Genomic DNA, 25810 nt, shown 5'->3' on the forward strand with positions numbered 1-25810 from the left:
ACCGCCCCGGCGCCGTGGCCAACCGGCCCGGCGCCAGGGCCCCTTCGGGGCGTGAGGGCCCCGCACCGCCCTGGTAGCGTCCCTTCGCACGGCCGTCGATTTCCAGCCCCGGCCGCCAGAGAGGGTTGACGTATGCCGGACGACGCCGCAGCCAGGGACGCCGCCGAGGAGGAGTCCGCTCTCGCGCATCCGGCCGTGCCCCCGGACGCGACCGCCGCGTACGGCGACCACCCCGACCAGGTCGTCGACTTCTACGCGCCGCGCGGCGAGACCCCGCTGGGTGGTCCCGCGCCGCTGGTGGTGGTGCTGCACGGCGGGGCGTGGCGGGCGCCGTACGACCGCGCGCACATCTCCCCGTTCGCGCACCATCTGACGCGCGGCGGGCTCGCGGTGGCCAGTGTCGAGTACCGCAGGGGGCCCGCGCTGCCCGTGCAGGGCGGGGGGCTGCTCGCGGGGAGCTGGCCCGAGACGTTCGACGACGTGGCCGCGGCCTTCGACGCGCTGCCCACGCTTGCCCCGAAGGCGCTGCCCGGCATTGACACCCGCCGCACCGTCGCCGTCGGGCACTCGGCCGGCGGGCAGCTCGCGCTGTGGGCGGCGGCCCGGCACGTGCTGCCCGAGGGCTCGCCGTGGTGCACCGCGGAGCCGGCCGAGCTGCGCGGGGTGGTGGCGCTCGCGCCCATCGCCGATCTGACCGTCGCGCGCGACCTCGGTGTCTGCGGCGGCGCGGTGGACCAACTGCTGGGCGGGGCCGAGCGGTTCGAGGAGCGGCGGGCCCAGGTGGACCCGGCGGCGCTGGTGCCCACCGGGATCGCCACCACGCTTGTGCAGGGGCGGGAGGATGGGACCGTGCCGGTGGCTGTGGCGGAGGCGTACGCGGGGGCCGCTGCCGCGGCCGGGGAGCCGGTGGGGGTGACTTTGTTGGATGGGGTGGGGCATTTTGCGGGGGTTGATCCTGCTGCGGATGCTTGTGCGGTGGTTGTTGCTGAGGTGGGGCAGTTGGTTTGGTGAGGGTGGGGTTGACCGGCCGCTCTCTCTTTGGGCGTGGTTCGTAGCCTCCGTCGCCGAATGCTCGTCCTCAAACGCCGGACGGGCTTGGGTGGGGGTTGCGGTTGGTTGTTCGGGTTCCCCACCGGGGGGGGTCCTCCTTGAGGGGGACCTCGGGGAACCCTTCTTCTTGGGGACGACCCCCGGGAGGGCGGTGCTTACGGTGTTGGTGTGACCGAGAGCCAGAGCCGTGCCCAGGAACTCAGGGCGCACAGTCCCGAATACGACTTCGTCCAGGAGGCGCTGCGGGGGCTGCGCGCCGACCTGTTGGACAGGGAGGCGTTCGCCTACCGGCCGCTGCGGCCCCGCAAGGTGCGCTTCCCGCTGGTGCCCGCCGTGGTGCAGCCCTGGGTCCCGCACCTGACCGTGCTGGTGCTCGCCCTCATCACCCTCGGGGTGGGTGCCGGGAGCGACAGCGTGGGCGGCTCGCTGAGCGCGCTCGTCCCCACTGTGGCGGTGCTGCTGACCCTGGTACGGCCGACGGCGGCCTTCTGGCTCTCGCTGCTCTCCGCGCCCCTCGTGGCGTGGTTCGGCGGCCTCGACGACGGCTGGCCCTGGCCCGACGGCGCCTTCGCCGGGCACCTCGTGGTGCTCTCCGTCGTCGCGCTGCGCACCCGTCCGCGCACCGCCGCCTGGATGTACGGGCTCAGCGTCCTCTACTCGGGGGCGGCCACCGTGTTCCACCCCGGGGCGGCGTACAGCACCGACGCGCTGCCGTTCCTGTTCTTCGCCGCGGTGTCGCTGCTCGTGATCACCGTGCGGGAGGTGCGGCGGGCGGCGCGGCACGAGCTGACGGAGGAGCGCATGGTCACCGCCGTGGAACGCTCCCGCCGCACCCTGCTCGAAGAGCGCAGCACCATCGCGAGGGAGCTGCACGACGTGGTGGCGCACCATATGTCGGTCGTGGCGATCCAGGCGGAGGCCGCGCCCTACCGGGTGCAGGACCCGCCGCCCGAGCTGGAGCGCGCGTTCACCGTGATCCGCGAGAACGCGGTCGCGGCCCTCGCCGAGCTGCGCCGCGTCCTCGGGGTCGTACGGGCCGAGGACTACGAGGCGCCGGACGCGCCGCAGCCCTGCCTCGCCGACCTCGACGTACTGGTGGAGAACGTCCGCGAGGCCGGGATGAAGGTCGGCAAGGCCGTCACGGGCGCGGTGCGGGAGCTGCCGCAGGGCGTGGAGCTTTCCGCGTACCGCATCGTGCAGGAGGCCCTGAGCAACACGCTGCGGCACGCGCCGGGCGCGGCGGCCGAGGTGGAGCTGGCGTATGTGCTCGGCGGCTTCGGCCTCCGGATCGTCAACGGCCCCGCCGAGGAGCCCGTACTGCCGTCGCCCGGCGCGGGACACGGTGTGACCGGGATGCGGGAGCGGGTGGCGATGCTCGACGGCGAGATGACGGCGGGGCCCACCGCGGACGGCGGCTACGAGGTCGCGGTGTTCCTGCCGCTGCCACGCGCAGAGGAGACCGCCGACACACCGCCGGGCCCTGTCGAGGACGCCGCCCCCGGCATACCCGGGCGGCCCGGGGACTCCGGGGCGACCGCCGGCGAAGGTCCGCGGGGCAAGGGGCGCTTGTGACCATTCGGGTGGTGGTGGCCGACGACCAGATGATGGTCCGCGAGGGCTTCTCCGTGCTGCTGAACGCGATGCCCGACATCGAGGTGGCGGGGGAGGCGGTGAACGGCAGGGAGGCCGTGGCCCGGGTACGCGAACTGGCGCCGCACGTGGTGCTGATGGACATCCGCATGCCGGAGATGAACGGCATCGAGGCCACCCACGAGATCATGGCCCTGGGCACGGACACCAGGGTGCTGGTGCTGACCACGTTCGACCTCGACGAGTACGTGTACAAGGCGCTGCGCGCCGGGGCGTCGGGCTTCCTGCTGAAGGACGCCTCCGCCCGGCAACTCGCCGACGGGGTACGGGTGGTGGCGGCGGGCGAGGCGCTGCTCGCGCCGACCGTGACCCGGCGGCTGCTCACCGAGTTCTCCCGGCTGGCCGAGGCTCCGGCGGCGCTCGGCCCGCGGTCCGACTCGGGACCGGCCGCGTACGGCGACCTGACGGAGCGCGAGACCGAGGTGCTGGCGCTGATCGCCAAGGGCCTGTCGAACGGTGAGATCGCCGGGCGCCTGGTGGTGGCGGAGTCCACGGTGAAGACCCACGTCAGCCGCATCCTGGTCAAGCTGGGCCTGCGCGACCGCACCCAGGCCGCGGTGTTCGCCTACGAGGCGCGGCTGGTCACACCGGGCTGAGCGCGGCCGCCGGAAACCCGGAAACCCGGAAACAGAGACAGGGGCCGTGGGCGCCGACACCGTCACCGGCACGGGCGGCGTCAGCATCAGCGTCGGCACCGGCAGCACCCGTACCGACCCCGTCCCCGGTGCTGGAGCTGAACCGGGCGGGCCCGGGGAGTGACCGCCGTCCCCGGGCCCTCCGTACCGCCCTCGGGACGGGCCCCGCTGTACCGCCCTCGGGACGGACCCCTCCGTACCGGCGGCCTCAGGACGTGAGGTCGCGGCGGCGCAGGGCCGTGAGGCCCGCCGTTCCCGCCGCGGCGGTGAGCGCCAGCAGGACCACCACGGGTGTCCACCGCATCCCGGGTCCCGGCAGCTTCGGCAGATGGCCGAAGGGCGAGAGGTCGAGCACCGCCTGCGGCAGGTCGAGCGCGGGTCCGAGCCAGCCGAGTGCCAGGCAGAGGCCCGCGAGCGCCCAGCCCGCAGGGGCGACGCGCGGCGCGGCGCCGTACAGCAGCAGGACGACGGAGGTCAGCGCCCACACCGCCGGTACCTGGACGAGCGAGGCGCCGAGCAGCGGCCCGAGGTCCCCGCCGTAGCCGAGCGCGAGGCCCGCGCCCGACAGCAGCAGGATCGCCACCGCGCCGCCGTAGGCGACCACGAGGTGTCCCGCGGCCCAGCGCACACGGCCGACGGGCCCCGCGAGCAGCGGTTCCGCGCGGCCCGAGGTCTCCTCGCCGTGCAGCCGCAGCACCGAGCCGACGGTGAACAGCACCGCCACCATGCCGAACACGCCCACCATGGCGGAGAGGAAGGCGTGCTCGATGCCGTCCTGGCCGCCGAGGCGCCGGAAGACCTCCGCGACCTGCTCGCTGTCCCCGACGAAGTCGGACGCCCCGTCGGTCACCCCGCCGAGCACGATCCCGCCGAGCAGGAACCCGGCACCCCAGCCGGCGAGCGCGCCCCGCTGGAGCCGCAGCGCCAGCGCCCCCGCGGTGGCGAGGCGGCCCTCGCGGGGCCCCGGCCTGGCCGGCAGGAAGCTCATGCCGATGTCGCGGCGCCCGGTGAGCACGTAGGAGACCGCGGTCACCACCGCGATCACGGCGGCGAACGGCAGCAGCACCCACCAGCGCTCACCCGCGTACGGGCGCAGGTTCTCGGCCCAGCCGATCGGGGAGGCCCACGTCAGCGCGGAGGAGCCATCGGCGGAACCGGCGTCGCCCGCGGCGCGCAGCACGAAGGCGAGCCCGATGAGCGCCGTCGTCAGGCCCCTGGCGAGCCGCGCGCTCTCGGTGAGCTGCGCGGTGATCCCGGCGACGGCCGCGAAGAGCAGCCCGGTGAGGCCCATGCCGAGGCCCAGCGCGAGCGCCCCCGAGCGGCCCTCGGCGGCGAGCCCGAGGGTGACGACGACGGCGATCCCGGCGTCGGCGACGAGCGCGGCGAGCAGCGCGGCCGTCAGCGGCGCCCGGCGGCCGACCATGGCGGCCGACAGCATCTCCTGGCGCCCGCTCTCCTCCTCGTCGCGGGTGTGCCGCACCACGATGAGCAGGCTCATCACACCGACGAGCGCGGCCCCGTACACCCCGTACCGCCACACCACGAGGCCGCCGGCCGAGTCGCTGAGCAGCGGCCCGTACAGGGATCTGAGGGAGCCGTTCGCGGCCATCTGGTGGACCAGGTCCGCGCGGTCGCGCGGCGTCGGGTACAGGCTCTTCAGCGCGCCCGAGCCACCGCCCACGGTGCCCCCGACCACCAGCACCCACAGCGGGATCAGCAGCCGGTCCCTGCGCAGTGCGAGCCGCAACAGCGCCCAGGTGCCCGCCAGTTGGCGCGACCCGGGGCGCCGGGCCGCGGCGGCGGGCGCGACCACCGCGCTCATCGCCCGGCCCCCTGCCGGTCCCGCTGCCCGGCCGCGGTGCGCGCCTCGGCGCCGTCGCCCGCGCCCTGGTCGTGGTAGTGCCGCAGGAACAGCTCCTCCAGGGTGGGCGGCGTCGAGGTCAGGGACCGTACGCCCGCCTCCGTCAGCGAGCGCAGCAGCGCGTCGAGCCGGTCGCTGTCGACCTGCGCGCGCACCCGGGTGCCGTGCACCTCCAGGTCGTGCACCCCGGCCAGCTCCGTGAGGCCCGCCGGCTCCCGTACGAGTTCCGCGGCGACGCTGGTACGGGTGAGGTGGCGCAGCTCGGCGAGGGTGCCGCTCTCCACGGTCGTGCCGTTCCTGATGATGCTGACCCGGTCGCACAGCTCCTCCACCTCGGAGAGGATGTGGGAGGAGAGCAGCACGGTGCGGCCCCGGTCGCGCTCCTCGGCGACGCACCGCTGGAAGACCTCCTCCATCAGCGGGTCGAGCCCCGAGGTGGGCTCGTCGAGGATCAGCAGGTCGGTGTCGGACGCGAAGGCGGCGACCAGGGCGACCTTCTGCCGGTTGCCCTTGGAGTAGGTGCGGCCCTTCTTGGCCGGGTCGAGTTCGAAGCGCTCGACGAGTTCCGCGCGCCTGGCGCGGTCGAGGCCGCCGCGCAGCCTGCCGTAGAGGTCGATGACCTCGCCGCCGCTGAGGTTGCGCCAGAGGGTGACGTCGCCCGGTACGTACGCGAGGTGGCGGTGCAGCTCGACGGCGTCGGACCAGGGGTCGCGGCCGAGCACCTGGGTGGCGCCCGAGTCGGCGCGCAGCAGCCCGAGCAGGACCCGGACGGTGGTGGACTTGCCGGAGCCGTTCGGGCCGAGGAAGCCGTGCACCTCGCCGGTCTCGACCTCCAGGTCGAGCCCGTCGAGGGCGTGCGTCCGCCCGAAGGACTTGTGGAGTCCCGAGGCGGTGATTGCCTTCGTCATGCCCGCGAACGTACGCTGCTTTCACAAATTTGTGAAGTTAAGGAAGTGTATAAACTTGGGTGCCGGGACGGCCAGGGGAGATGATGCGAAGCATGGCGACGGAGCGGGAACCTGGGCGGGCGTCGGTACGGCCTACACGGGGCGTGGAGCGAGGGGAGCCGCCCGCCGCCCGGCCGCCCGTCACCGACCCCCCGGCTGCCGACCCCGAAGGGGTCTCGCGGTTTGTCGAGGGCTTTGCCGCGCAGCTCGTCGAGGCCGGGATGACCCGGATGCCGGCCCGGGTCTTCGCCGCGCTCCTCGCCTCGGAGGAGGGCGTGCTGACCTCCGCCGAGCTGGGCCGCAGGCTCCAGGTCAGCCCGGCGGCGGTCTCCGGCGCGGTGCGCTACCTCGCCCAGGTCCACATGATCGCCCGCGAGCGCGAGCCCGGCTCGCGCCGCGAGCGCTACCGCGTCCAGGCCGACCAGTGGTACGAGGCCCTGACCAGCCGCGACTCGATCCTGCGCCGCTGGGAGGCGACCCTGCGCGAGGGCGTGGAGGCGGTCGGCGAGCACAGCAGGCCCGGGCGGCGCATGGCCGAGACCCTGGAGTTCTTCTCGTTCCTCGAAGGCGCCATCGGCGAGGTCATGGCCTCCTGGCGCAAGCACCGCGAGGCCCAGGGATGGGGCGGCGACCAGGGAGGATAGCGCCCGCGCGTGCGGTCAGCGGATGTGGGCCCCGTCGCTCCCGTCGCCCCCGGGCTCCGCGCCCGCCGGCAGCACAAGACCCCACGCGCCCGCCCGCGCCGTCCACGTCCTGGTGCGTACCGGGCCCGTGACCTCGATGTCCGCGTGGTAGCGGAAGTCGGCCCCCGAGACCGTCACCGTCCTGGCGTGGGCGCGCACCGCCACCGGCTCCGAACCGTCCGCGGGGCGCACCGCGACCCTGGCGAGCCCGTCGTCGGTGGGGCGCAGCGTCACGTCCTCCACAGGACGGTCGAGGTCGACAAGCGTCACCCCGTCCGCCTCCACCCGCAGCCGCACGGGCGGCGCCGCCTCCTGGGCGCGCGTCTGGCGCGGCGCGAGGCTGCGCACCAGCGACTGGCAGTGCTGGCGCAGCCAGGAGCCGCCGACGCCCGCCGGGGCCTGCGCGCCGTTCGCCACCGGTGGTATCCGCAGGTCGCCGAGGACCAGGCCGTCGCTGTCGTCCACCAGCAGGTGCAGCCGCCGCTCCGCGCCTTCCAGCACCGTCCGCGCCGCCGCGACCGCGCCCTGCGGCACCCCGAGCGAGCGTGCCAGCGACACCGAGGGGCCCACCGGCACCATCGCCAGCGGACAGGAGCCGAGGCCGCGCTCCCTGTACAGCAGCGACACCGCCCGCAGCAGCGCCCTGTCGTCCCCCACCACCACCGGTCTTCGCGAGCCGCGGCGCGTCAGCGCCCGCGCGAACTCCTCCGGGTCGTCGGGAAGGCACACCTTCGTGGCCGCACGGGCGCCGAGCACGTCCCTCGCGATCCGTACCGACTCCCCGTCGGTACGCCGGGCAACCGGATCGATGACCACGAGCAGCTCGTCGGAAGCCGACACCTCTGTCCTGCCTCGATTCCTCGGGTAGCATCTTGGTGCAAGAGCCCCTTGCGCTGTTGCGCCAGGGGCTTCGTCTATCTCGGGGCACCGGTCCGACGGGTCGCGGCCGACGAGGGTCGCCGGGCTGCGCGCGTGCGTACGCCCCCTGCCCCCAGGACATGCCCCGCCCGGAAGGGGTGTACGCCTGTGCCCGCACTTGTGCTGCTCGGTGCTCAGTGGGGTGACGAGGGCAAGGGAAAGGCAACCGACCTGCTCGGTGGCTCGGTCGACTACGTCGTCCGCTACCAGGGTGGCAACAACGCGGGGCACACGGTCGTCGTCGGCGACCAGAAGTACGCGCTGCACCTGCTCCCCTCCGGCATCCTGTCGTCGAGCTGTGTGCCGGTGATCGGCAACGGCGTCGTCGTCGACCCCTCGGTGCTGCTCTCCGAGCTGAGCGGCCTCGGCGAGCGCGGCATCGACACGTCCAAGCTGCTGATCAGCGGCAACGCGCACGTGATCACGCCGTACCACGTCACCATGGACAAGGTGTCCGAGCGGTTCCTCGGCAAGCGCAGGATCGGCACCACAGGACGCGGCATCGGACCCACCTACGCCGACAAGATCAACCGGGTGGGCATCCGCGTCCAGGACCTCTACGACGAGTCGATCCTCACACAGAAGGTGGAGGCCGCGCTCGACGTCAAGAACCAGATGCTGACGAAGCTGTACAACCGGCGCGCCATCACCGTCGAACAGGTCGTGCACGAGCTGCTGTCGTACGCGGACCCGCTGCGCCCGTACGTCGCCGACACCACGCTCCTGCTCAACGAGGCGCTCGACCGGGGCGAGGTCGTCGTCTTCGAGGGCGGCCAGGGCACCCTGCTGGACATCGACCACGGCACGTACCCCTTCGTCACGTCCTCCAACCCGACGGCGGGCGGCGCCTGCACCGGCACCGGGGTGGGCCCCACGAAGATCAACCGCGTGATCGGCATCCTGAAGGCGTACACCACCCGCGTCGGCGCGGGCCCGTTCCCCACCGAGCTGTTCGACGAGGACGGCGAGGCGCTGCGCCGCATCGGCGGCGAGCGCGGGGTGACGACGGGCCGCGACCGCCGCTGCGGCTGGTTCGACGCGGTCATCGCCCGCTACGCGACCCGGGTCAACGGCCTGACGGACTTCTTCCTCACCAAGCTCGACGTGCTCACCGGCTGGGAGCGTGTGCCGGTCTGTGTCGCCTACGACATCGACGGCACCCGGGTGAGCGAACTCCCCTACTCCCAGACCGACTTCCACCATGCGAAGCCGGTGTACGAGATGCTGCCGGGGTGGTCGGAGGACATCACGGGCGCGAAGACCTTCGCGGACCTGCCGAAGAACGCGCAGGCGTATGTGAAGGCCCTTGAGGAGATGTCGGGCGCCCCGGTCTCCGCGATCGGCGTGGGTCCGGGCCGCGACGAGACGATCGAGATCAACTCGTTCCTGTGACCTAGGGGGCCGCGCCCCGCGCGGCCCCCTGGCGGTGCACTGCGCCGGGCCGGGAGAAAACCGCAGGGGGATTCGCTCGTACTGCGCTATGTTCGAGGCGGTTCAAAGGGGGAAGAAGTGGCGAAGCTCAATCAGATCATCGCCGTGGAGAAGAGCGTCAAGAGCAAGTCGTACCAGGACCTCACCACGGCTCACCAGAAGGTGCAGAAGCCCGCGCTGCTGGCCGGGATCTCGCGGGCGTACCAGCCCAAGGACGAGGAGGGCGAGCAGCTTCCTCCGGAGTCCACCCGGGTCCAGATCCAGGCCGAGGACGTGCTGCGGGAGATGGCCGACTCGCTGACGCGGCTCTTCGACGTGACCGCCACGAAGGACTGGGCCAACTGCGAGGCGCGTGCCGACGTCACGGTGGACGGGCGCACGATCGTCGCGGACGTGCCCGTGAGTCATCTGCTCTTCCTGGAGAAGCAGCTCGTCGATCTGCACACCTTCGTCAAGAAGCTCCCCGTGCTCGACGCCGCCGAGTCCTGGTCCCAGGACCCGTCCACGGACTGGTGGAAGACGGACGCGGTGCGCACGATCCGCACCAAGAAGGTTCCGCGCAACCACGTCAAGGCCGAGGCCACCGAGAAGCACCCGGCGCAGGTCGAGGTGTACTACGAGGACGTGCCCATCGGGTACTGGACCACGGTGAAGTTCTCCGGCGCCCTCCCGGCGCGGCGGGTGAACGAGCTGCTTGACCGGGTCGAGAGGCTCCAGAAGGCCGTCAAGTACGCCCGTGAGGAGGCCAATGGCGTCGAGGTGACCGACCGGCGGGTCGGCGACGCGGTGTTCGGCTACCTCTTCGGCTGACGCCGGGGGGCGGCCCCATGATCGCCCCCGCGTGCGAGCGCGGGGGTGCGCACCAGGCGTGGACCGGCTGAGCCCCGGTACCGCGCGCGGAGCGCAAGCTGAAACTGAAGTTCAGCCTGACGACACGGTGGCAGTGAAGGTTCGAGTCCTTCCCCCGGCACCACATGCCGGGGTGGCCCAACTGGCAGAGGCACTCCGTGAATCAATCTCAGACTCTCGCTCCAGCTTCAGTATTTCCACCGATCGCCGGATCGAGGGAGACCGGACGACAGCCGTCGGATGCGAGTTCGAATCTCGCCTGCACCTCTGCGTGGTGCGGTAGTTCAAAGGAAGAACACGGTGGCATCACACTGATCCGATCTCTTAAACGCCATCGGCGTGTGCAAATGGGTGGCAGCCCAGGGGCCCGGGAGCTGGATATGACTCCCGGGCTCCGTCACGTCCGCGGCCGTGATGTGCGGGGCCGTCTGCCGCCCTGGCGCCGGGCGGTGGCCGTCAGGGCGTCCCGAACCACGCCTCAAGGGCCTCGTCGAGGCCGTCGCGCGTCGTGCCCTGCCAGGCGACGTAGCAGTCGGGGCGCAGCAGCAGTGCCGTGTCCAGCTCCGGTACGTGCGCCGTGTCGACGCGGGTGGACCAGGGGCCGGTGCCGAGGGTGCCGGTGGGGTCGAGGAGGAGGGGGCGCGCGGTGCGGGTCAGGCGGTTCAGACCGGGGAGGTCGGGGGCCCAGCGGCCGACGAGCGGGCCCTTCGCGGGCCCCATGTCGTAGGCGGTCTCGGCGCCTGACATCAGGTCCGCGACTCGGCCGCGTACCGCGGGCTCGTCGAGGAGTTCGCCGAAGAGTTCGCGCAGCGCCGTCACCTCGCCGCCGGGGCGGATCAGCAGCGACTGGGCCTGGGTGTGCATGGTGACCCGGCGGGCCGCGGGGGCGCGCTCCGACTCGTAGGTGTCGAGCAGCCCCCGCGGCGCGTGGCCGTCGAGCGCGGCGGCCAGCTTCCAGCCGAGGTTGACGGCGTCCTGGAGGCCGAGGTTGAGTCCTGGCCCGCCGATCGCCGAGTGGACGTGCGCGGCGTCGCCGAGCAGGAGCACCCGGCCCTCGCGGTAGCGCGCCGCGACCCGGGTGTTGCCGCCGAACAGGCGCCGCCGCAGGTGCGGCCCCCGGCCGGTCGGCGCGGCGAGCGGCACGTCGGCGCCGATGATCCGGCGCACGCTCTCCCTGAGCCCTTCGAGCGAGAACTCGCCCTCCGGGGGCTGTCCCCACTCCACCGTGGTGATCGCGGGATCGCCGCCGGGGAACGGCGCCCAGACCACCACGCCGGTCTCGGTCCGCAGGTGCTGGAACGGCGGCACGGTGCCGAACCCGGGCACGACAAGACCCCCGTCGGCCCCCACGAACTCCGGCGGCACGCTGACATGCCCGAAGAGCGACACCGAGTCGTCCGAGGTCACGCCGGGGAAGTCGATGCCGGCCGCCCGGCGCACCGCGCTGTGTCCGCCGTCGGCGCCCACCAGGTACGCCGCGTCGACGGGCGCGCGCCCCCGTATCTCCACCCGCACCCCGCGCCCGTCCTGGGAGAGCCCGGTGACCTCGTGGTCGCGCCTGGTCTCGACGCCGAGTTCGGCGGCGCGCTCCCTGAGCATGCGCTCGATCTCGCGCTGCGGTGCGAGGAGCGTGTGCAGTGGATGGCCGGGCAGATCGCCGAGTTCGAAGGGGAACGCGCCGAACACGAAACGGGGCGCGGGCTCCGGCGCTTTCCCCGGCCCGGCAAGGCGCTCGTACAGGCCGCGCCGGTCGAGCATGCGCACCACCTGGCCGACGAGGCCGTTGGCGCGCTGTTCGTCGGTGGGTTCGGCACGGCGCTCCAGTACGAGCGGGTGCCTGCCCGCGAGGGCGAGTTCACAGGCCAGCATGAGGCCGTTGGGCCCCGCGCCGGCGATGACGGCATCGAATGTCTCGGCCATGGCAGTACTTCTTTCGTTTCCGGGTGAAACTGGGCATTTCGGTCGGGTTCTGGGCAGGGGTGGGCGGCCCGTCGGCGAGACGGGACAGGAAAGGGCAGGAAGAGAAGATGGGAGGAAAGGGCGGGGTGGGGCGGGTGCGGACTTCTACGGGGTCACGCGGTCACGGGGATACGGGGGCGCTGGGGCACGCGGTCAGGGAGTCATGGTGTGGCAAGGCCCGTGGCGAAGCCGTGCAGGGCCTCGGTGAGCAGGGGGGCCATGGGGGACGGTGGTTCGGTGCGCAGGTGGTGGGCGGTCGCGGTGCCGATGGCCGCGGTGACCGCCGCCGCGACGAGGTGCGGGCGGAGGTCGCGGTCCGGGTCGGCGCCGGTGCGCTCGGCGACCGCCGCGGCGATCTCGGCCTCGGCGGCCGCCTGGGCGCGCAGCATCTCGCCCTGCACGGCCGGTTCCGCGAGCATCAGCCGTACGCCCGCCGTCCACTGCTCGGCGTCGGGCAGGGGGTGGGCGGCCGATTCGGCGTCCGGTGCGAAGTGCGTGGTGACCGCGCGTGTGATCGCGTCCCACAGCGGCTCGGCGGGGTGCTCGCGCAGCGCCGCGGCGATGCCCCGTACCCGATCGGTGTTGCGGGCGACGATCGCCTCGGCCTTGCTGGAGAAGTAGTTGTTGAAGGTACGGGGTGAGACCCCGGCGGCCTCGGCGATGTCCTCGACCCTGACCTCGGCGTAACCCCGCTCGACGGCGAGCCGGATCGCCGCCCAGCTCAACGCCGTCCGCGTCTCGGCCTTCTTCCGCTCTCGCAGCCCCATGACACAACAGTAACCCAACTTGCGCGCCTCGCAAATATGCGCACCAAGAAAAAATGCGTGCCGCGCAGATTTTTGCTTCGGGCTTCGGTGTGGCCGATGTCGCCGGGAGGAGGCTTCCGCCCCCGGCGCCACAGACCTCCGCCCCCGGTACCGGAATCCGGCGCCGGGGGCGGAGGTGAGGGGGCGGTTCTCCCCCGGAGGGTTGGGTCAGGGCGTCTCGCCCAGTTCTGCGTCCTCCACCCGGGCCTCCTCCTTCGCCTCCTCGATGTGTTCCAGGACGCGTGCGGTCGGGAGCTGTACGCGGAGGGCCAGGAAGTAGACGATCGCGGCCAGCGCCAGATTGACCAGGAAGCCCCAGCCGAGGCCGATCCAGCCCTTGCCGCCGTCGTAGTCGCCGACCCAGCTGATGATGGTGAGACCGATCAGCCACGGCATCACCCAGGTCGCGCCCGCCTTCCAGTCCATCTTCGGGGCCTGGCCCTTGTCCAGGATCTGGAAGACCGCGAGCAGGACGAAGCCGATGCCGATGGTGGCGAACAGCTTGTAGTTGGTGTTCCAGCCGGCCCAGTACACGATCAGGTTCGCGGAGTAGAGGCCGAGGAACGGGATGATGTCCCCGCCGGGGATGCGGTACGGGCGCTCGTGGTCCGGGATCTGGCGGCGCATGGCGGCCAGCACCAGCGGGCCGGAGCCGAACGACAGCACGGTCGCCGAGGTGATGAACCCGACCAGTTCCTGCCAGCTCGGGAACGGGAGGAACACGACCAGGCCGAGGACGAACGTCACGAGCAGACTGACCAGTGGGGCGCCCTTGGGCGTGGTCTTCGCGAGGCTCGCGGGCGCGTTCCGGTTGCGGGCCATCGCGTACGAGATGCGGGCCGTGACCGTGGTGTAGATCAGGCCGGTGTCGGCGGGCGAGATGACCGCGTCCACGTACAGGATGTAGGCCAGCCAGCCGAGGCCGATGGCGCTGGAGATCGCGGCGAGCGGCCCGAAGTCGTTGGCGAAGGCCAGGTTCAGCCAGCCGTGCGACTTGTCGAGGTCCCCGGTGGGGACGGCGCCGAGGAACGCCACCTCAAGCAGCACATAGATCACGCCGGTCAGCAGCACCGAGCCGATGATCGCGAACGGCACGTTGCGCCGCGGGTTGCTGGTCTCGCCCGCCAGCTCCACGCCCTGGCGGAAGCCCAGGAACGAGAAGGTGATGCCGGCCGTAGAGATCGCCGTGAAGATGCCCTTGGCGCCGCCGGGGGCGAACCCGCCGTACTCCTTCGCGCCGATGTTGTGGCCGTGGAACGCCGTGACGAAGAAGGCCACGATCACCAGGACGATCGCGAGCAGCTTCCACCACACCAGGACGTTGTTGACGCGCGCGAACCAGCGGATGCCGTAGTAGTTCAGCAGCACGAAGAACGCCATGGCGACCACGGCGACCCCATAGCCGAGCGCGGTCAGCGTGTACGCGCCGTTCGCCTCGTGGAAGTCGGTGAAGTGCGCCCATTTCGTGGCGTACTGGAGCGCGCCCTCGACCTCGATGGGCGCGACCGTCGCGGCCGCGATCCAGGTGATCCAGCCCATGGTGTAACTGGCGAAGGACCCGAAGGATATGTGCGGAAAACGCACGACACCGCCGGAAACCGGAAACATCGTGCCCAGCTCGGCGAAGCAGAGGCCGATGAGGAGGATCATCACCGCTGCGATCGCCCACGAGAAGATCGAAGCGGGCCCGGCTATCTTCGCCGCGTTCAGCGCGCCGAAGAGCCAGCCGGAGCCGATGATCGACCCCACACCCGCGAACAGCAAACTGACGCGGCCCATGTCTCTGCGCAGCGCTGGTTGCTCCGGGGCTCCCCCCGAAGGCTTAGTGATCGTGGCCATACAGCACACCCGTCCCTGAAAGAGACCCGTCCCTTGTGGGGCGCGGGTCTCGGTCTACTACTGGACGGCCCCTGCCCCGTGATCCACGGTCCATGCACCTTGAATGTTTATGGGAAGGGAGAGGGCTGGTAATGATCTGGTTTGCTTACCGGAGCGCGCACGCTTTCAGGCCGTCCGATATTTCGCACGGCAAATGGCCGAAGGCGCTCACGGTCCGCTTCCCCTCGCCTTCGAGCACGTATCCGAGGAAGCTGTTCGTCAGCGAGGAGTCGGGCGGGCTGCCGTAGGTGTACGCGTACTCGATCTCGTGGAACGGATAGCCGCTCGTGGCGATGGAGCCGATCGTCGGGCGGTGGCCGCCGAGGCTGAGACGGTGCATGTGCTCCAGGTCCTCGGTCTCGCGCAGCTCGCTGTAGCCGATCGCGCCGGGTAGCTGGCCGATCCGCTCCAGCACCTGGTCCGTGCTGTCCAGCTCGCAGCGGACCACCGGGACGTCGGGGTTCGTGCGGTGCACACAGTCCGTCGAGGAGTCGTTCAGCTCGAAGGAGTCGTTCAGCAGCCGCCGCTGGAGCGCCGCCCTGGTGCCCGAGCTTGAACCCCTGCTGACCAGGACGACGGGCTGTTTCGGACCCTTCTTGGTGATCTGTGACCAGTCGGTGATCTCTCCGGCGTAGATCCTCCGCACCTGGGCGAGGCTCAGATCGGTCACGGGCACCGAGTCGTTCACGACGAGCGCGAACGCGGACACCGCGACCTTGCTGGGGACGAGCCCGGTCAGCTCCCTGTCGGCGGGCCCGTCGGACAGCGCGATCACCGCGGGCGCGTCCTCGTGGGCGGCCCGCGCGTCCTGGCCGAGGCCGTCAAGCTCCCGGGTGCCCGCGGCGCTGCCGTGCGCCTCCACGTCGATCCTGGAGCCGGGGCAGTCCTTCATGTACGCGCCCGCCAGCGCCTCGGCGACCGGCTGGAAGGCGGTCGAGCCCACGATCCGCAGCCGGCCCTTCTCGCAGCCGCGCGGCGGCGGGGTGTCGTCCAGGAACAGGATGATGGCGCTGAGCCCGAGCAGCAGCAGGGTGAGGGCGCCCGCGAGATAGCGCCCCGGGCCGTGGAAGATCGGGGGCTTGGCGTCCACGCTCATGGAGCTGGTCCGCACCACCCGGCCGCCCAGGATGCCGCCCTGCACCTCCACCTTGTCCGGGTTGACCTCGCCGCCCGTGGTCACGACGAGGAGCTTGAAGTGCTGGCCCGAGTTGAGCGGGGTCTTGGGGATCAGCAGCCGGTTGCCCGAGTGGGTCAGGCCGGGGGTGAGGAAGTTCGTGAGGTGCTGGAGTTCGTTCGGTGCCGTCGCCGCGGCGGCCCGGACGGTCAGCCCCTCGGGGAAGACGACTTCGAGGCCCGGGCTGTTCTCGGGGCTCGCGTAGGAGTCGAGGGTGATGTCGTGCTTGCCATCGTTCTCGATGCGCAGCAGGACGAGCGTGGCGTCCCTGGGGACGTCGGGGAACAGCGGGTTCAGGGCGGTCACCAGGGAGGAGGCGCGGGCGGTGCCGATGGGCGTCGCCATCTGGACCCGGTACCCGATGCGCCTCCTCGCCGCCCACAGGCCCTGCTCGCGCCAGAGCACGTAGAAGGTGCCCGCGAGACCCAGGACGGACGTCCCGATCGCTACGACGTTCTCCGGCGTTAACCAGTCCACGGCTGCCCCGCACATCTGACCGACTGGGAAGTCCGGTCACGCTAAGGCGCCCGGGTGACGCGGTGGAACGCTTTCCGGGCGCCGTCGGCGAGTGTTCGCCAACGGTTCACGTGTGTGCGGGAGTTGGAGGCGGAGCGTTTGAGTCCGGGGGCCTGGGGCCGGGTGCGCGGGTGCCCCCGCGGGTGGTGGCCACGGGGGCACCCGTCGCCGTACGGGGCCGTGGGTCAGTCGGCCTTCGTGTAGGTGAGGGACTTGCCGTCCTGGTCGGTGGTGCGGCGCAGCCGGCCGTCGTCGAGCAGGGTGATGGTGGTGGTGCCGCCGGGCGCGCACGACGACAGCGGCTCGGCCGTGGCGACCGTCGAGGGGCCGGTGTGCAGCGGCCCTTCCGGCGACGGCTTCTCGGCGAGCGGCGCGTTGAACACGCAGTGGTATGTGCCGTCGGCGCCGAGGGGGCCGTCGGCGGTGAGGGACATCACCGTCTTGTCGACCTCGGCCTGCTGGATGACGAGACGCCTGGTGTCATCGGACTTGCCGGGCAGACTGGTCTCCCAGGTGCCGAGGAACGCGGTGGGCACGGCGCCGTCCCGCGGGGTGCCGGTGGGCGACTCGGGCGCGCTGGGGTCGGTGGCGGGGTCGCTGCCGTCGGAGCCGTCGGAGCCGTCGGAGCCGTCCGCGGTCCGGGAGGCGCCGGGCGACGGCTTGTCGGCGGCCCTGTCGTCGCCGCCGTCGCGCATCAGCGCGTACACCCCGGCGCCCGCGCCGACGGCGACGATCAGCGCGACCACCACCAGCAGCACGGTGCCGCGCCTGCCGTTCTGCGGCCCCTGCTGCGGCCCGCCGCCCACCACGGTCGGCCCGTACGGGTAGCCGGGCCCCTGCGGCAGCGGCGGCTGTGCGTACGGCGGTGTGGCGTAGGCGGGCGGCGGATAGGCGGCGCCGCCCTGGGAGCCGGGGTAGCCGTAGCCGGGCGCCGGGGTCTGCTGGGGGTAGCCGTACGGGCCCTGCGGGGCGGGGGCGTGGTGCGCCCCCGGGTGGGGCTGGGCCGCCGCGGGAGGCTGGGCTGCCGGGGGCTGAGTTGTGGGTGGCGGGGTCGTGGGCGGGGGCGGGGTGGTGGCGCCACCGCCGCCCGCGATCATGGTCGGCATGTGGTTGACGGCGGGCGGCCCGCCGTCGCCCGGGGTGCCGGGCGCGGCGGGACCCGGCTTGGGGGGTCCGGAATCGGCGGGGTCCTGTTTGGCCGGTTCCGGCCCGCCCTGGCCCGGTTCGCCGACGGCTCCTGGCGCTTCTGCGGCTCCCGCGGCGTGCGGGGTGGCGCCCGCGGGGCCGGAGGGGGCGGCTGCCGCCGCGTGGCTTGCGGCGGACTCGGCACCGGGGGAGCCGGGGGCGGGGGCATCGAGGGCGGGGGAGTCGGAGGCGCCGGAGGCGTCCACAGTACCGGGGGTGCCTGCGGCTCCGGGGGGCCCGGGGGTGCCCGCGGCACCAGGAGCACCGGAGGCACCAGGGTTCCCAGGCACACCAGCGGCACCGTAAGCACCACCGGCACCCGAAGCCCCAGGCGCACCGGACGCCTCGGGGTCACCCGCGCTCCCGCCCTGCGCGGCGGCGGCCCCTGCCGCGGCACCCGCGCCCGCTCCGGCCGCCGCGGCACCCGCCGCCCCCGCCTGGGGCTGTGCGAAGGCGGGCGGGGTGGGGGACGAGCGGGTCGGGTCCTCCGTGTCGAGCAGCCGTACCGCGTGCCGCCCGAGCTGGGCGACGAGGGCGCTGGGCAGCCACGGGTCGAGCGCGCGGCCCCCGGAGACGGTGTCCTGGGCGCCGGTGCGCCTGAGGATGTCGTCGAGGGTGGGGCGCACCGCCGGGTCCTTGCGGAGGCAGTCGGCGACCAGCTCCGCCAGGCCCTCGGGCAGCGCCGTGAGGTCGGGCTCCTCCTCCGCGATACGGAACATCAGCGCGTGCACACTGCTGTTGGCGGTGCCGAACGGCTGGGCGCCCGACGCCGCGAAGGCGAGCACGGAGCCCAGGCAGAACACGTCGCACGCCGGGGTCAGCCGCTCGCCCCTGACCTGCTCAGGGGCCATGAACCCCGGTGACCCCACGACCGCGCCGGTACGGGTGAGGCCGCCCTCGGCAAGGGTTTCGAGGGCGCGCGCGATGCCGAAGTCGATGACGCGTGGTCCGTCGATGGTGACGAGCACGTTGGACGGCTTCAGGTCGCGGTGGACGAGCCCCGCGGCGTGGATGTCCTGGAGCGCGTGGGCGAGGCCCGCGGCCAGGATGCGCACGGAGCGCTCGGGCAGCGCGCCGTGGTCGTGCCCCACCACGGTCTGGAGGGAGGGCCCCGCCACGTATCCGGTGGCGACCCAGGGCACCTCGGCCTCGGTGTCGGCGTCGAGCACGGGCGCCGTCCACTGCCCGCCGACCCGCCGCGCGGCCTCGACCTCCTTGCGGAACCTGCCGCGGAACTCCTCCTGCTCCGCCAGCTCCCGCCGTACCAGCTTCACGGCGACGGTGCGGCCGCGCTCGGAGCGCGCCAGATACACCTGTCCCATGCCACCGGCCCCGAGGCGCGCCAGCAGCCGGTACGCACCGATGCTGCGCGGGTCCCCCGCCGCCAGAGATTCCATCGCCTTCCCCCGAGTTTTCTAGGCAACGAGTTGAGCTTAATTGCGGTGGGCGGGGTGGTGCTCTGCCCTGGTCTCTACGGTTCCGTAACGGCCGAAGATGGTGGGAGCGCACACCTGGTGCGGTGCGCGCGGGGCGCGAAGCGTGCGGTCGTGCGCCGGGTGGCGGCGCCCGGGGGTCTGGGCAGTTTTCCGGGTGTTCACCTTGGCGAAGTCCTTGGTTCGTGCACGGTGTTGGCCTTTCTTGCCGAGTTGGTATGCGAGGAATGTCGATAGTGGGGGGCTTTGCTGGCTTCTGTGGGGGTGGTGAATGTCGGTAATGCCGGAAAAGGAAAGCGCCCGTGGGGTGTTGTGGGCGTGGGGCGGGGCGGTGGCGGGGGAATTCGCTACAACTTCCTCGCCGGTGCCGCTGTCTAACGGGTCGATAGCGAAAAGCAAGAAGCAAATTCCGGTCGGCAACGGCTGGGCGTAAAACGCCTGGTGGCAGGCCGGACACTCCCCATTATCCCGAAAGGCTGTTCACGCATGCGTACGAACAGAATCGTGGTCGCCGCCGCCTCCGCCGTCCTCGCGCTCGGCGGCGCCGTGCTCACTGCCTCCGCCGCCCAGGCCGACGAGCCGTCGGCCGCGCACCTCGTCCTCCAGGACAACGAGGTCTGGTACAAGGCCGCCCCCGGGCAGGTCAACCACCTCACCGTCGCCTCCGACGTCCGGAGCAACGACGACGGGTCTGCGGACTTCCTCATCACGTTCAAGGACGTGGTGCCGATCAGCGTCGACACCGACAAGTGCGCCTACCCGGCGCCCGACGACCACACCGTCGCGCTGTGCACCGTCCTCGCCCCGCAGAACTCCGACGACACCGACGACTACGACGTCGACCTCGGCGACGGCGACGACACCGCCGTCATCGACCCGGCGAGTACCGCGTACGCCACCATCCACGGTGGCGCGGGCGACGACGACCTGAGCGGCTCGGACGCGGTCGTGTTCCACGGCGACGCGGGCGACGACACCCTCGACGGCGGCGGCGGTGTGTGGTCCATGGGCCCGTACGGCGACGACGGCGACGACACCATCACCCACTGCGCCATGGACTGCTACGGCGGCCCCGGCAACGACACGCTCTCCGGCGGCGACCTGAACTCCGAGGAGTCCGATAACACCCTCCACGGCGGCCCGGGCGACGACGTCCTGTACGGCAACGACGGCAACGACGTCCTGTACGGCGGCGACGACAACGACACCCTGTACGGCAACGCGGGCGACGACCAGCTCTTCGGCGAGAACGGCGACGACGTGCTGTGGGGCGGCCCCGGCACCGACACCCTCGACGGCGGCGCGGGCACCAACGAGCTGCACCAGGACTGAGGCCACGGGCACCGCGCCCGAGGGCGCTCCGGCAGCGCGGGCACACGGAATTCCCCTGCCGGAGCCGCCCGGTACTGGCACCCTGGGGGAATGAAACCGGCCAGACGCGAGGCACGGGCACGGAGGCTGCTGCGGCGCGCCGCGGCCCGGCGCGAGGGCGCAGGCCGCGGCCCGCTCGCCGGGCGCGCCTGGCGGCGCCTCGTGGCCGCCGCGGGCGCGGGGCGGCCCGAGGCCCAGGACGCGATACGCGCCGTCGCGGCCGAACTGCCCCCGCGGGACGCCCGCGACCTGCTCGCGGCCGCCCCGCGGGAGGACACCGAGCGCGCCGCCTACCTCGCCCTCATCGGGCAGCACGAGCGGCGCCGCGCCCTCGACCCCGGCAACGGCCTGCTCGCGCTCGCCCACCGCGGCGCCGACGAGGACACGCGCCGCAGGCTGCGCGCCGCGCTGGCCGACACCGGCGACTTCGTCGCGCTGCACGCCGTCATCACCGGGGACAGCCGGGACCGGATCGCGGAGCTGCCCACCGCGGAACTCGGCCACCTGGCGCGGCGGCTGGCGCGCCACGGGCGCTGGCGCGAACTGCGCGCTCTCGCCTTCGACCTGCCGCTGGTCCACGCCGCCGCGGTGGCCGCGCTGCTGCCGCCCGAGCACCGCGGCGGCGAGCGCGGGCACGTCCTCGAACGGCTCGCCTTCGCCGGGCTCTCCGGCTACCTCGGCGACGTCGTACGCCAGCTCGAAGGGCGGGCTTACACCGAACTGTGGCGCCCGCGCGACACGGCGTGGTGGGTGACGGGCTCCTTCTCGCCCGACGGCACAGAACTCGCCCTGGCCGCGCACACCTACCCGAGGCCGCCCGAGCTTAAGCTCGTCGAGGTGCACACCGTCGACCTCGCCTCGGGCAGGACCGAGACGCGCTTCAGCGAGCACGTCCCCAACGACGCGACCGTCGAAGGCGTGGTCCACCTCGGCGGCGAGGTGCTGCTCCAACTCGTCGGCGCGGAACCGGGGGAGCGGCACACGACGGTGGTCCGTACCGCGGCGGGCCCTCCGGTGCGCCACGCCTTGCGGGACCGGATCTCCGGGTTGCGGCGCTCCGCGGACGGGGGCGCGCTCGGGCTGAGCACCGACGGTGTGCTCGTCTTCGTCCGCCCCGGCACCGACCGGCCGCGCCCCGGTCCCGGCGCCCCCTTCGGCCACGGCTCGGACGGACTGCCGTACGACGGCATGACCGCCGCGGTGACCGGCACCGCCACCTTCCCCGCGCACGGGCTGTTCGCGGCCGTCCAGCACGGCCGAGCCGTGGTGGCCGACGAGGACGGCCTGGTGGTCGCGGAGTTCGCCCTGGGCACGGGCGGCACCGAGGGCCCGCTGCGCTCAAGCCCGGCCGTCACGTTCGTGTCCCCCACCCGGATCGCCGTCTGCCACCTGGGCAAGGGGCCCGACGGGGGACCCGCCCTGCACACCGAGATCTGGGACTTCGCGGGACGGCCGCGGCGCGTCGACGCGCACGACGGCCGGCCGCTCGACAAGTGGCCCCTGGACTTCTGGCAGGGGCTGCCGCTTGACGGGGTCTTCGCGGGCAGGCTGTTCTGCGACGACACCGCCACCCGGCTGCACCGGGACGCCCCGCTCCTCGTCGGCGCCTCGGCCGGCGCCCCCTCCGCTGACGTGCGCCGCTTCGTCGCCCTCTCGCCGCGGCACGACGCGCTCGCGGTGCAGGCGGTGAGCGACAGGGGCGGCGACCACACCATGCGCGTCGAGCTGTACGCCCCCCATCCGCCCGCCGCGCGCGAGCTGATGAGGCTGCCGCTGCTGCACGCGACACCGCGCGACCTGGACGAGGCGCGGCGGGTGCGCGCGAGGATGTACGACCCCGCAGTGCGGGACGCCCTCGCCCTGCTTGAGTACTGCCTCACGGAACGCCTCGGCGGCGGCACCGGGTCGGGCGACGAGTCGCCGACGGCGGACGGGCCCCGGGACACCGCGGTCTGAACGGGCCCGCACACATGCGGGGGTCCTGCGGTACGCACGCCGGTTCCGGCGCGGCAGCACGGCTCCTGACGCCGGCTCAGGCGGGCTCAAGCGCGGCGCGGGCCGCCGCGAGGGTCCGTTCCGCGTACGCGCGGCCGAAGAGGACGGTGTGCACCAGCAGCGGGAAGAGCTGGTGGAGCGGGACGCGTTCGGCGCGTCCCGGTGCCAGGGGCGCCGCCTCGTCGTAGCCGCGCAGCACCTCGCCGAGCAGCGGGCAGCCGAAGAGGTCGAGCATGGCCAGGTCGGTCTCGCGGTGGCCGCCGTGCGCCGCCGGGTCGATGAGCCACACCGCGGGCTCGACACCCCACAGGACGTTGCCGTTCCACAGGTCGCCGTGGAGCCTCGCGGGCGGCTCCGCGGGCCCCGCCAGCTCGGGAAGCCGCTCGCAGACCCGCTCCACCACGGCCGCCTCCCGCCGCCGCAGCGTCCCGGCGTCCACCGCCGAACGCAGATACGGCAGCACCCGGTGCTCGGCGTACCAGCCAGGCCAGTCCCGGCCCGTGGCGTTGCGCAGCGGGGCGTCGCCGACGTAGGCGTGCTCGGGGCCGCCGGGCGGCGGGGCGCCGAACGCGGGCGCGCCCGCGCGGTGCAGGGCGGCGAGGCCGCGGCCGAAAGCGGCGGCGGCGCCCGCCTCGGGGCGGCCGGTCGCGACATGGTCGATGACGAGCCAGGACGCGTCGCGGCCCCGTACCCGGGGCACCGCGACCGTGTCCGCGGCGGCGAGCCAGCGCAGCCCCGCGGCCTCCGCGCGGGTCGCGCCCGGCGCGTCCGCGTGCTTGACGACCACCGTGGTGCCGTCCGCGAGCGCCATCGTCCGCGGGACGCCCGCGCCGCCCGGGTCCGCCACCGCGACCCCGGTCAGCCGTGCCACGGCCGCCTCGGCCCGCTCGCCCGCCCCGCCCATGCCACCACTCCCGTACCGTGCCGGTCCCGTGCCGCCGTGCCGGGCCGGGGAGACAGGGGGGCGCGGCGGCGCGGGGGAGGGCCCCTACGCCGGCTCGCCCGCGCTCCGCAGATCGCGGCCCGTCAGCGACAGTACGACGATCATCAGGCCGCCGCACGAGATGGCCCAGTCGGCGAGGTTCATGACGCTGAAGTCGCGCACCGCGATGAAGTCGACGACCGCGCCCCGCAGCCCCCCAGGCGCCCTGAAGAGCCGGTCCGTCAGATTGCCGAGCGCCCCGCCGAGCAGCAGCCCGAGCGCCACCGCCCAGGGCGCGCTGTACAGCGTCCTGGCCAGCCGCACGATCACCACGGCGACGGCCACCGCGATGAGCGTGAATACGAGCGTCGTGGCCTCGCCCAGGCTGAACGCCGCCCCCGGGTTGCGTATCACCCGCAGTTCGAGCCAGTCGCCGAGTAGCTGGACGGGCGCGTGGTGCTCCACGCCCGCGACCACCGCCAGCTTGCTCCCCAGGTCGACCAGATAGGCCCCCGCCGCCACCGTGAAGAGCAGCGGCGTCCGCCGCCCCCCGGGCGTGCGCCCCCCGGCCGCCTCCCGGCGCTCCCCCACGGCCCCTTCAGGCCCCATCGCGCTCACCACCCCGGAATCACGCCCGCCCCACGCTCGGCCCTGCGCGCAGTCTACGGACGGCCGTGCCGCCCCCGGCAGCGGCTCCCGTAAGCCCGGTGCGGCACGAACACGGGTGCGGTCGGGCCGCGTAGGGTTACTTCCTCGTAAGCACGTACGAGCCGTGCCCCTGGACGGTGGCCAGGGCCCCAGCGGCCCGGCGTCCGCACCCAGCCGGAGATGAGACACGCCACGATGCGCGGCCCCGCCGTCACCCGCAGCACCCTGCGCCAGCAGATCGCCGAGGCGCTACGCGACGAGGTGCTCGGCGGCCGCCTGCACCCGGGCAGGGAGTTCACGGTGCGCGAGATCGCCGACCTGTACGGGGTCTCCGCGACCCCCGTCAGGGAGGCGCTTGTGGACCTCTCCGCGCAGGGCCTGCTCGAATCGGTGCAGCACCGCGGCTTCCGGGTGCACGAGTACTCGGCCGAGGACTACCGGGGCATGGTCGAGGCCCGCGGCATGGTCGCCGACGGCATCTACCGGGAGCTGACGGGCCGCTACACCAGGGGCGAGCTGCCCATACCGGTGGCGGCGCTGACCGCGGTGCGGCGCAGGGGCGAGGAGGCCGGGCGCGCCGCCTGCGCCGGGGAGCTGACCGTGCTCATCGGCTACGACCTGCGTTTCTGGCGGGAGCTGAACTCCCTCTTCGGCAACCCCTACCTCGCGGCCTTCCTCGACCAGCTCAGGGTGCGCTGCTGGGTGTGCGCGGTGCCGGTGCTGCGGCGCGCCGAGGACCTGCGGGGGCGGCTGTGGGGCGGCCACACCGGCCTCGTCGACGCGCTCCTCGACGGCGACCCGGTGCGGGCGCACGGGGTCTTCTCCGGGTACAACGCGCACGCCCTCACCCTGCTGGGGCCGCCCCCCGGCGGCGAGTGCGCCCCCGGCGAAGGCGCCGCCCGCGGGGACTGACACCCGGCGGCTCCCGGTACCCGCACGCGCGCGGTGGAAAGCGCGGGCCGCTCCCCGGTGGACAGCGCCGTCGCACCCCTGGACTATTACCCTGCAAGGGGCGCGCCGGGGGGTCCCAGGGGCGGGCCGCAGGGTCCGCGGCCACGCGTGCGCGGACGAACCGTACGAGGAGTGCTTCTTGGCCTGTGACCTGTGGCTCGTCCCGCTCGTCGATGTGCTCTGCCACAGCCCCGACAACCCGTTCGCCGACGAACTCGCCCTCTACGACAGGACGCTGGGCGAGGCGGGACTTCCCCCGGTGCCCGTCTACTCGTACATGCCGGGCCTCTCGGGGGACGTGGCGCCGGTCGCGGGCTTCGACTACGACGCGCTGCACTTCCTGCGCCGCGCCTACCTGCTGCGGATGTGCGGCCTTGAGGTGACCCCGGTCGACGAACTCGGCGGCGACTACGAGCAACTGCTGGAGATGTTCGAGACGACGGCGCAGCAGTCCCACCTGGTCTGGCACTACGACCACGCGGGCGCCTACGTCCCCGTCGACTTCACGGCGCCGCTGTCCAACGACGAACTCCTTGAGGGCGGCGGCCCGCTGGGCTCCGCGCACGGGCTGCTGCGCGAGCTGGAGCACGTGGGCCCCTCGATCGGCATCGACCCGGCCAACCCGCCGCCACCGCCCGCGCCGCCCACCGCCCCCACGGAGCTTGAGGAGCGCTCGCCCGCGCTGCCCACAGGACAGGGCCCGTTCGCCAGGGAGCGGCACGTCTGGCTCGGCCTGCACGCGGCGGCCACCCGCAGCCTGGCCCAGGGCTCCATGATCCTCTTCAGCTAGGGCGTGTCGTCGGGACCAGGCCCTGTTCTGTTGGTCTTCGCGGGGCGGCGGGCGGCGTGGGGGCGCCCGTGCGGGCCCGAACGGGCTCCGTACGGACTCTGGTCACTCCCGCACCACCGGTTCCACAATTGGCCGGGACCGAGGGCGGGGGTGTGGTC

The 25810-nt window shown here is 73.2% G+C and carries 20 protein-coding genes; 10 read left to right on the plus strand and 10 right to left on the minus strand.

From position 1 onward, the window contains the following. Window positions 1-132: 132 nt before the first annotated feature. The 3 genes from ACIBIW_RS06290 (at window position 133) to ACIBIW_RS06300 (ending at window position 3296) form a co-directional block, all read left to right on the plus strand. Complete coding sequence (locus ACIBIW_RS06290) at window positions 133-1011, plus strand: alpha/beta hydrolase (protein ID WP_399332507.1); 879 nt, start codon at window positions 133-135, stop codon at window positions 1009-1011. Window positions 1012-1218: 207 nt separating this feature from the next. Beyond that, on the plus strand, window positions 1219-2622 hold the full coding sequence (locus ACIBIW_RS06295) for a sensor histidine kinase (protein WP_399332509.1): 1404 nt from the start codon (window positions 1219-1221) through the stop codon (window positions 2620-2622). Then, on the plus strand, window positions 2619-3296 hold the full coding sequence (locus ACIBIW_RS06300; protein WP_399332511.1) for a response regulator: 678 nt from the start codon (window positions 2619-2621) through the stop codon (window positions 3294-3296). The genes ACIBIW_RS06295 and ACIBIW_RS06300 overlap by 4 nt, the downstream gene beginning before the upstream one ends. Before the next feature lie 247 nt (window positions 3297-3543). Here the strand turns inward: ACIBIW_RS06300 and ACIBIW_RS06305 are convergent, their stop codons facing one another. Beyond that, entirely contained in the window at window positions 3544-5157 is a 1614-nt protein-coding gene (locus tag ACIBIW_RS06305; protein ID WP_399332513.1) for an ABC transporter permease, read from the minus strand. Further along, window positions 5154-6104, minus strand: a complete 951-nt coding sequence (locus ACIBIW_RS06310) for an ATP-binding cassette domain-containing protein (RefSeq protein WP_399332515.1) — start codon at window positions 6102-6104, stop codon at window positions 5154-5156. The genes ACIBIW_RS06305 and ACIBIW_RS06310 overlap by 4 nt, the downstream gene beginning before the upstream one ends. A 92-nt stretch (window positions 6105-6196) precedes the next feature. Here ACIBIW_RS06310 and ACIBIW_RS06315 point away from each other — a divergent pair, with 92 nt between their 5' ends. Further along, entirely contained in the window at window positions 6197-6787 is a 591-nt protein-coding gene (locus ACIBIW_RS06315) for a GbsR/MarR family transcriptional regulator (protein WP_399332517.1), read from the plus strand. Window positions 6788-6802: 15 nt separating this feature from the next. Here the strand turns inward: ACIBIW_RS06315 and ACIBIW_RS06320 are convergent, their stop codons facing one another. Then, a complete protein-coding gene (locus ACIBIW_RS06320) occupies window positions 6803-7666 on the minus strand; it encodes a diacylglycerol kinase family protein (RefSeq protein WP_399332519.1) in 864 nt (287 codons plus the stop codon). A gap of 186 nt (window positions 7667-7852) precedes the next feature. Here ACIBIW_RS06320 and ACIBIW_RS06325 point away from each other — a divergent pair, with 186 nt between their 5' ends. Together ACIBIW_RS06325 and ACIBIW_RS06330 are read left to right on the plus strand one after the other, a co-directional pair. After that, complete coding sequence (locus ACIBIW_RS06325; protein ID WP_399332521.1) at window positions 7853-9136, plus strand: adenylosuccinate synthase; 1284 nt, start codon at window positions 7853-7855, stop codon at window positions 9134-9136. Between the two features lie 117 nt (window positions 9137-9253). Next, a complete protein-coding gene (locus ACIBIW_RS06330; RefSeq protein WP_399332523.1) occupies window positions 9254-9985 on the plus strand; it encodes a hypothetical protein in 732 nt (243 codons plus the stop codon). Between the two features lie 495 nt (window positions 9986-10480). Here ACIBIW_RS06330 and ACIBIW_RS06335 read toward each other — a convergent pair whose 3' ends face one another. The 5 genes from ACIBIW_RS06335 to ACIBIW_RS06355 form a co-directional block, all read right to left on the minus strand. Beyond that, the gene (locus ACIBIW_RS06335; RefSeq protein ID WP_399332525.1) at window positions 10481-11944 is read right to left on the minus strand and encodes an FAD-dependent monooxygenase; all 1464 of its coding nucleotides are present in this window, start codon (window positions 11942-11944) and stop codon (window positions 10481-10483) included. A 200-nt stretch (window positions 11945-12144) separates the two neighbouring features. Further along, entirely contained in the window at window positions 12145-12750 is a 606-nt protein-coding gene (locus ACIBIW_RS06340) for a TetR/AcrR family transcriptional regulator (protein WP_399332527.1), read from the minus strand. Window positions 12751-12957: 207 nt separating this feature from the next. Further along, window positions 12958-14628 carry an APC family permease gene (locus ACIBIW_RS06345; protein WP_399332529.1) on the minus strand — a complete coding sequence of 557 codons (1671 nt, stop codon included), beginning with the start codon at window positions 14626-14628 and terminating at the stop codon, window positions 12958-12960. 145 nt (window positions 14629-14773) lie between these two features. Next, entirely contained in the window at window positions 14774-16318 is a 1545-nt protein-coding gene (locus tag ACIBIW_RS06350; protein WP_399332531.1) for a substrate-binding domain-containing protein, read from the minus strand. Between the two features lie 224 nt (window positions 16319-16542). After that, complete coding sequence (locus ACIBIW_RS06355; protein ID WP_399332533.1) at window positions 16543-18939, minus strand: serine/threonine-protein kinase; 2397 nt, start codon at window positions 18937-18939, stop codon at window positions 16543-16545. A gap of 522 nt (window positions 18940-19461) precedes the next feature. On the opposite strand from ACIBIW_RS06355, the gene ACIBIW_RS06360 reads away from it, so the two are divergent. Both ACIBIW_RS06360 and ACIBIW_RS06365 read left to right on the plus strand, forming a co-directional pair. Continuing rightward, entirely contained in the window at window positions 19462-20307 is an 846-nt protein-coding gene (locus ACIBIW_RS06360) for a calcium-binding protein (protein ID WP_399332535.1), read from the plus strand. A 90-nt stretch (window positions 20308-20397) separates the two neighbouring features. Next, window positions 20398-22302: a hypothetical protein gene (locus ACIBIW_RS06365; RefSeq protein ID WP_399332537.1), complete on the plus strand. Its 1905-nt coding sequence runs from the start codon at window positions 20398-20400 to the stop codon at window positions 22300-22302. Between the two features lie 76 nt (window positions 22303-22378). Here ACIBIW_RS06365 and ACIBIW_RS06370 read toward each other — a convergent pair whose 3' ends face one another. Then, window positions 22379-23245: a fructosamine kinase family protein gene (locus tag ACIBIW_RS06370; RefSeq protein ID WP_399332539.1), complete on the minus strand. Its 867-nt coding sequence runs from the start codon at window positions 23243-23245 to the stop codon at window positions 22379-22381. 84 nt (window positions 23246-23329) lie between these two features. Beyond that, entirely contained in the window at window positions 23330-23872 is a 543-nt protein-coding gene (lspA, locus tag ACIBIW_RS06375; protein WP_399332541.1) for a signal peptidase II, read from the minus strand. A gap of 219 nt (window positions 23873-24091) precedes the next feature. Between lspA and ACIBIW_RS06380 the strand changes: the two genes are divergently transcribed. Continuing rightward, window positions 24092-24823: a GntR family transcriptional regulator gene (locus ACIBIW_RS06380; RefSeq protein ID WP_399332543.1), complete on the plus strand. Its 732-nt coding sequence runs from the start codon at window positions 24092-24094 to the stop codon at window positions 24821-24823. A 178-nt stretch (window positions 24824-25001) separates the two neighbouring features. Next, on the plus strand, window positions 25002-25652 hold the full coding sequence (locus ACIBIW_RS06385; protein WP_399332545.1) for a hypothetical protein: 651 nt from the start codon (window positions 25002-25004) through the stop codon (window positions 25650-25652). Window positions 25653-25810: the final 158 nt, after the last annotated feature.

Source organism: Streptomyces sp. NPDC050560, from assembly GCF_044457285.1.
Classification (GTDB): Bacteria; Actinomycetota; Actinomycetes; order Streptomycetales; family Streptomycetaceae; genus Streptomyces.

Coding starts and splice junctions, on each gene's coding strand:
- ACIBIW_RS06290 (WP_399332507.1), top strand. CDS start 133: ATGCCGGACGACGCCGCAGCCAGGGACGCCGCCGAGGAGGAGTCCGCT.
- ACIBIW_RS06380 (WP_399332543.1), top strand. CDS start 24,092: ATGAGACACGCCACGATGCGCGGCCCCGCCGTCACCCGCAGCACCCTG.
- ACIBIW_RS06345 (WP_399332529.1), bottom strand. CDS start 14,628: ATGGCCACGATCACTAAGCCTTCGGGGGGAGCCCCGGAGCAACCAGCG.
- ACIBIW_RS06305 (WP_399332513.1), bottom strand. CDS start 5,157: ATGAGCGCGGTGGTCGCGCCCGCCGCCGCGGCCCGGCGCCCCGGGTCG.
- lspA (WP_399332541.1), bottom strand. CDS start 23,872: ATGGGGCCTGAAGGGGCCGTGGGGGAGCGCCGGGAGGCGGCCGGGGGG.
- ACIBIW_RS06365 (WP_399332537.1), top strand. CDS start 20,398: ATGAAACCGGCCAGACGCGAGGCACGGGCACGGAGGCTGCTGCGGCGC.
- ACIBIW_RS06310 (WP_399332515.1), bottom strand. CDS start 6,104: ATGACGAAGGCAATCACCGCCTCGGGACTCCACAAGTCCTTCGGGCGG.
- ACIBIW_RS06335 (WP_399332525.1), bottom strand. CDS start 11,944: ATGGCCGAGACATTCGATGCCGTCATCGCCGGCGCGGGGCCCAACGGC.
- ACIBIW_RS06360 (WP_399332535.1), top strand. CDS start 19,462: ATGCGTACGAACAGAATCGTGGTCGCCGCCGCCTCCGCCGTCCTCGCG.
- ACIBIW_RS06370 (WP_399332539.1), bottom strand. CDS start 23,245: ATGGGCGGGGCGGGCGAGCGGGCCGAGGCGGCCGTGGCACGGCTGACC.
- ACIBIW_RS06315 (WP_399332517.1), top strand. CDS start 6,197: ATGGCGACGGAGCGGGAACCTGGGCGGGCGTCGGTACGGCCTACACGG.
- ACIBIW_RS06340 (WP_399332527.1), bottom strand. CDS start 12,750: ATGGGGCTGCGAGAGCGGAAGAAGGCCGAGACGCGGACGGCGTTGAGC.
- ACIBIW_RS06355 (WP_399332533.1), bottom strand. CDS start 18,939: ATGGAATCTCTGGCGGCGGGGGACCCGCGCAGCATCGGTGCGTACCGG.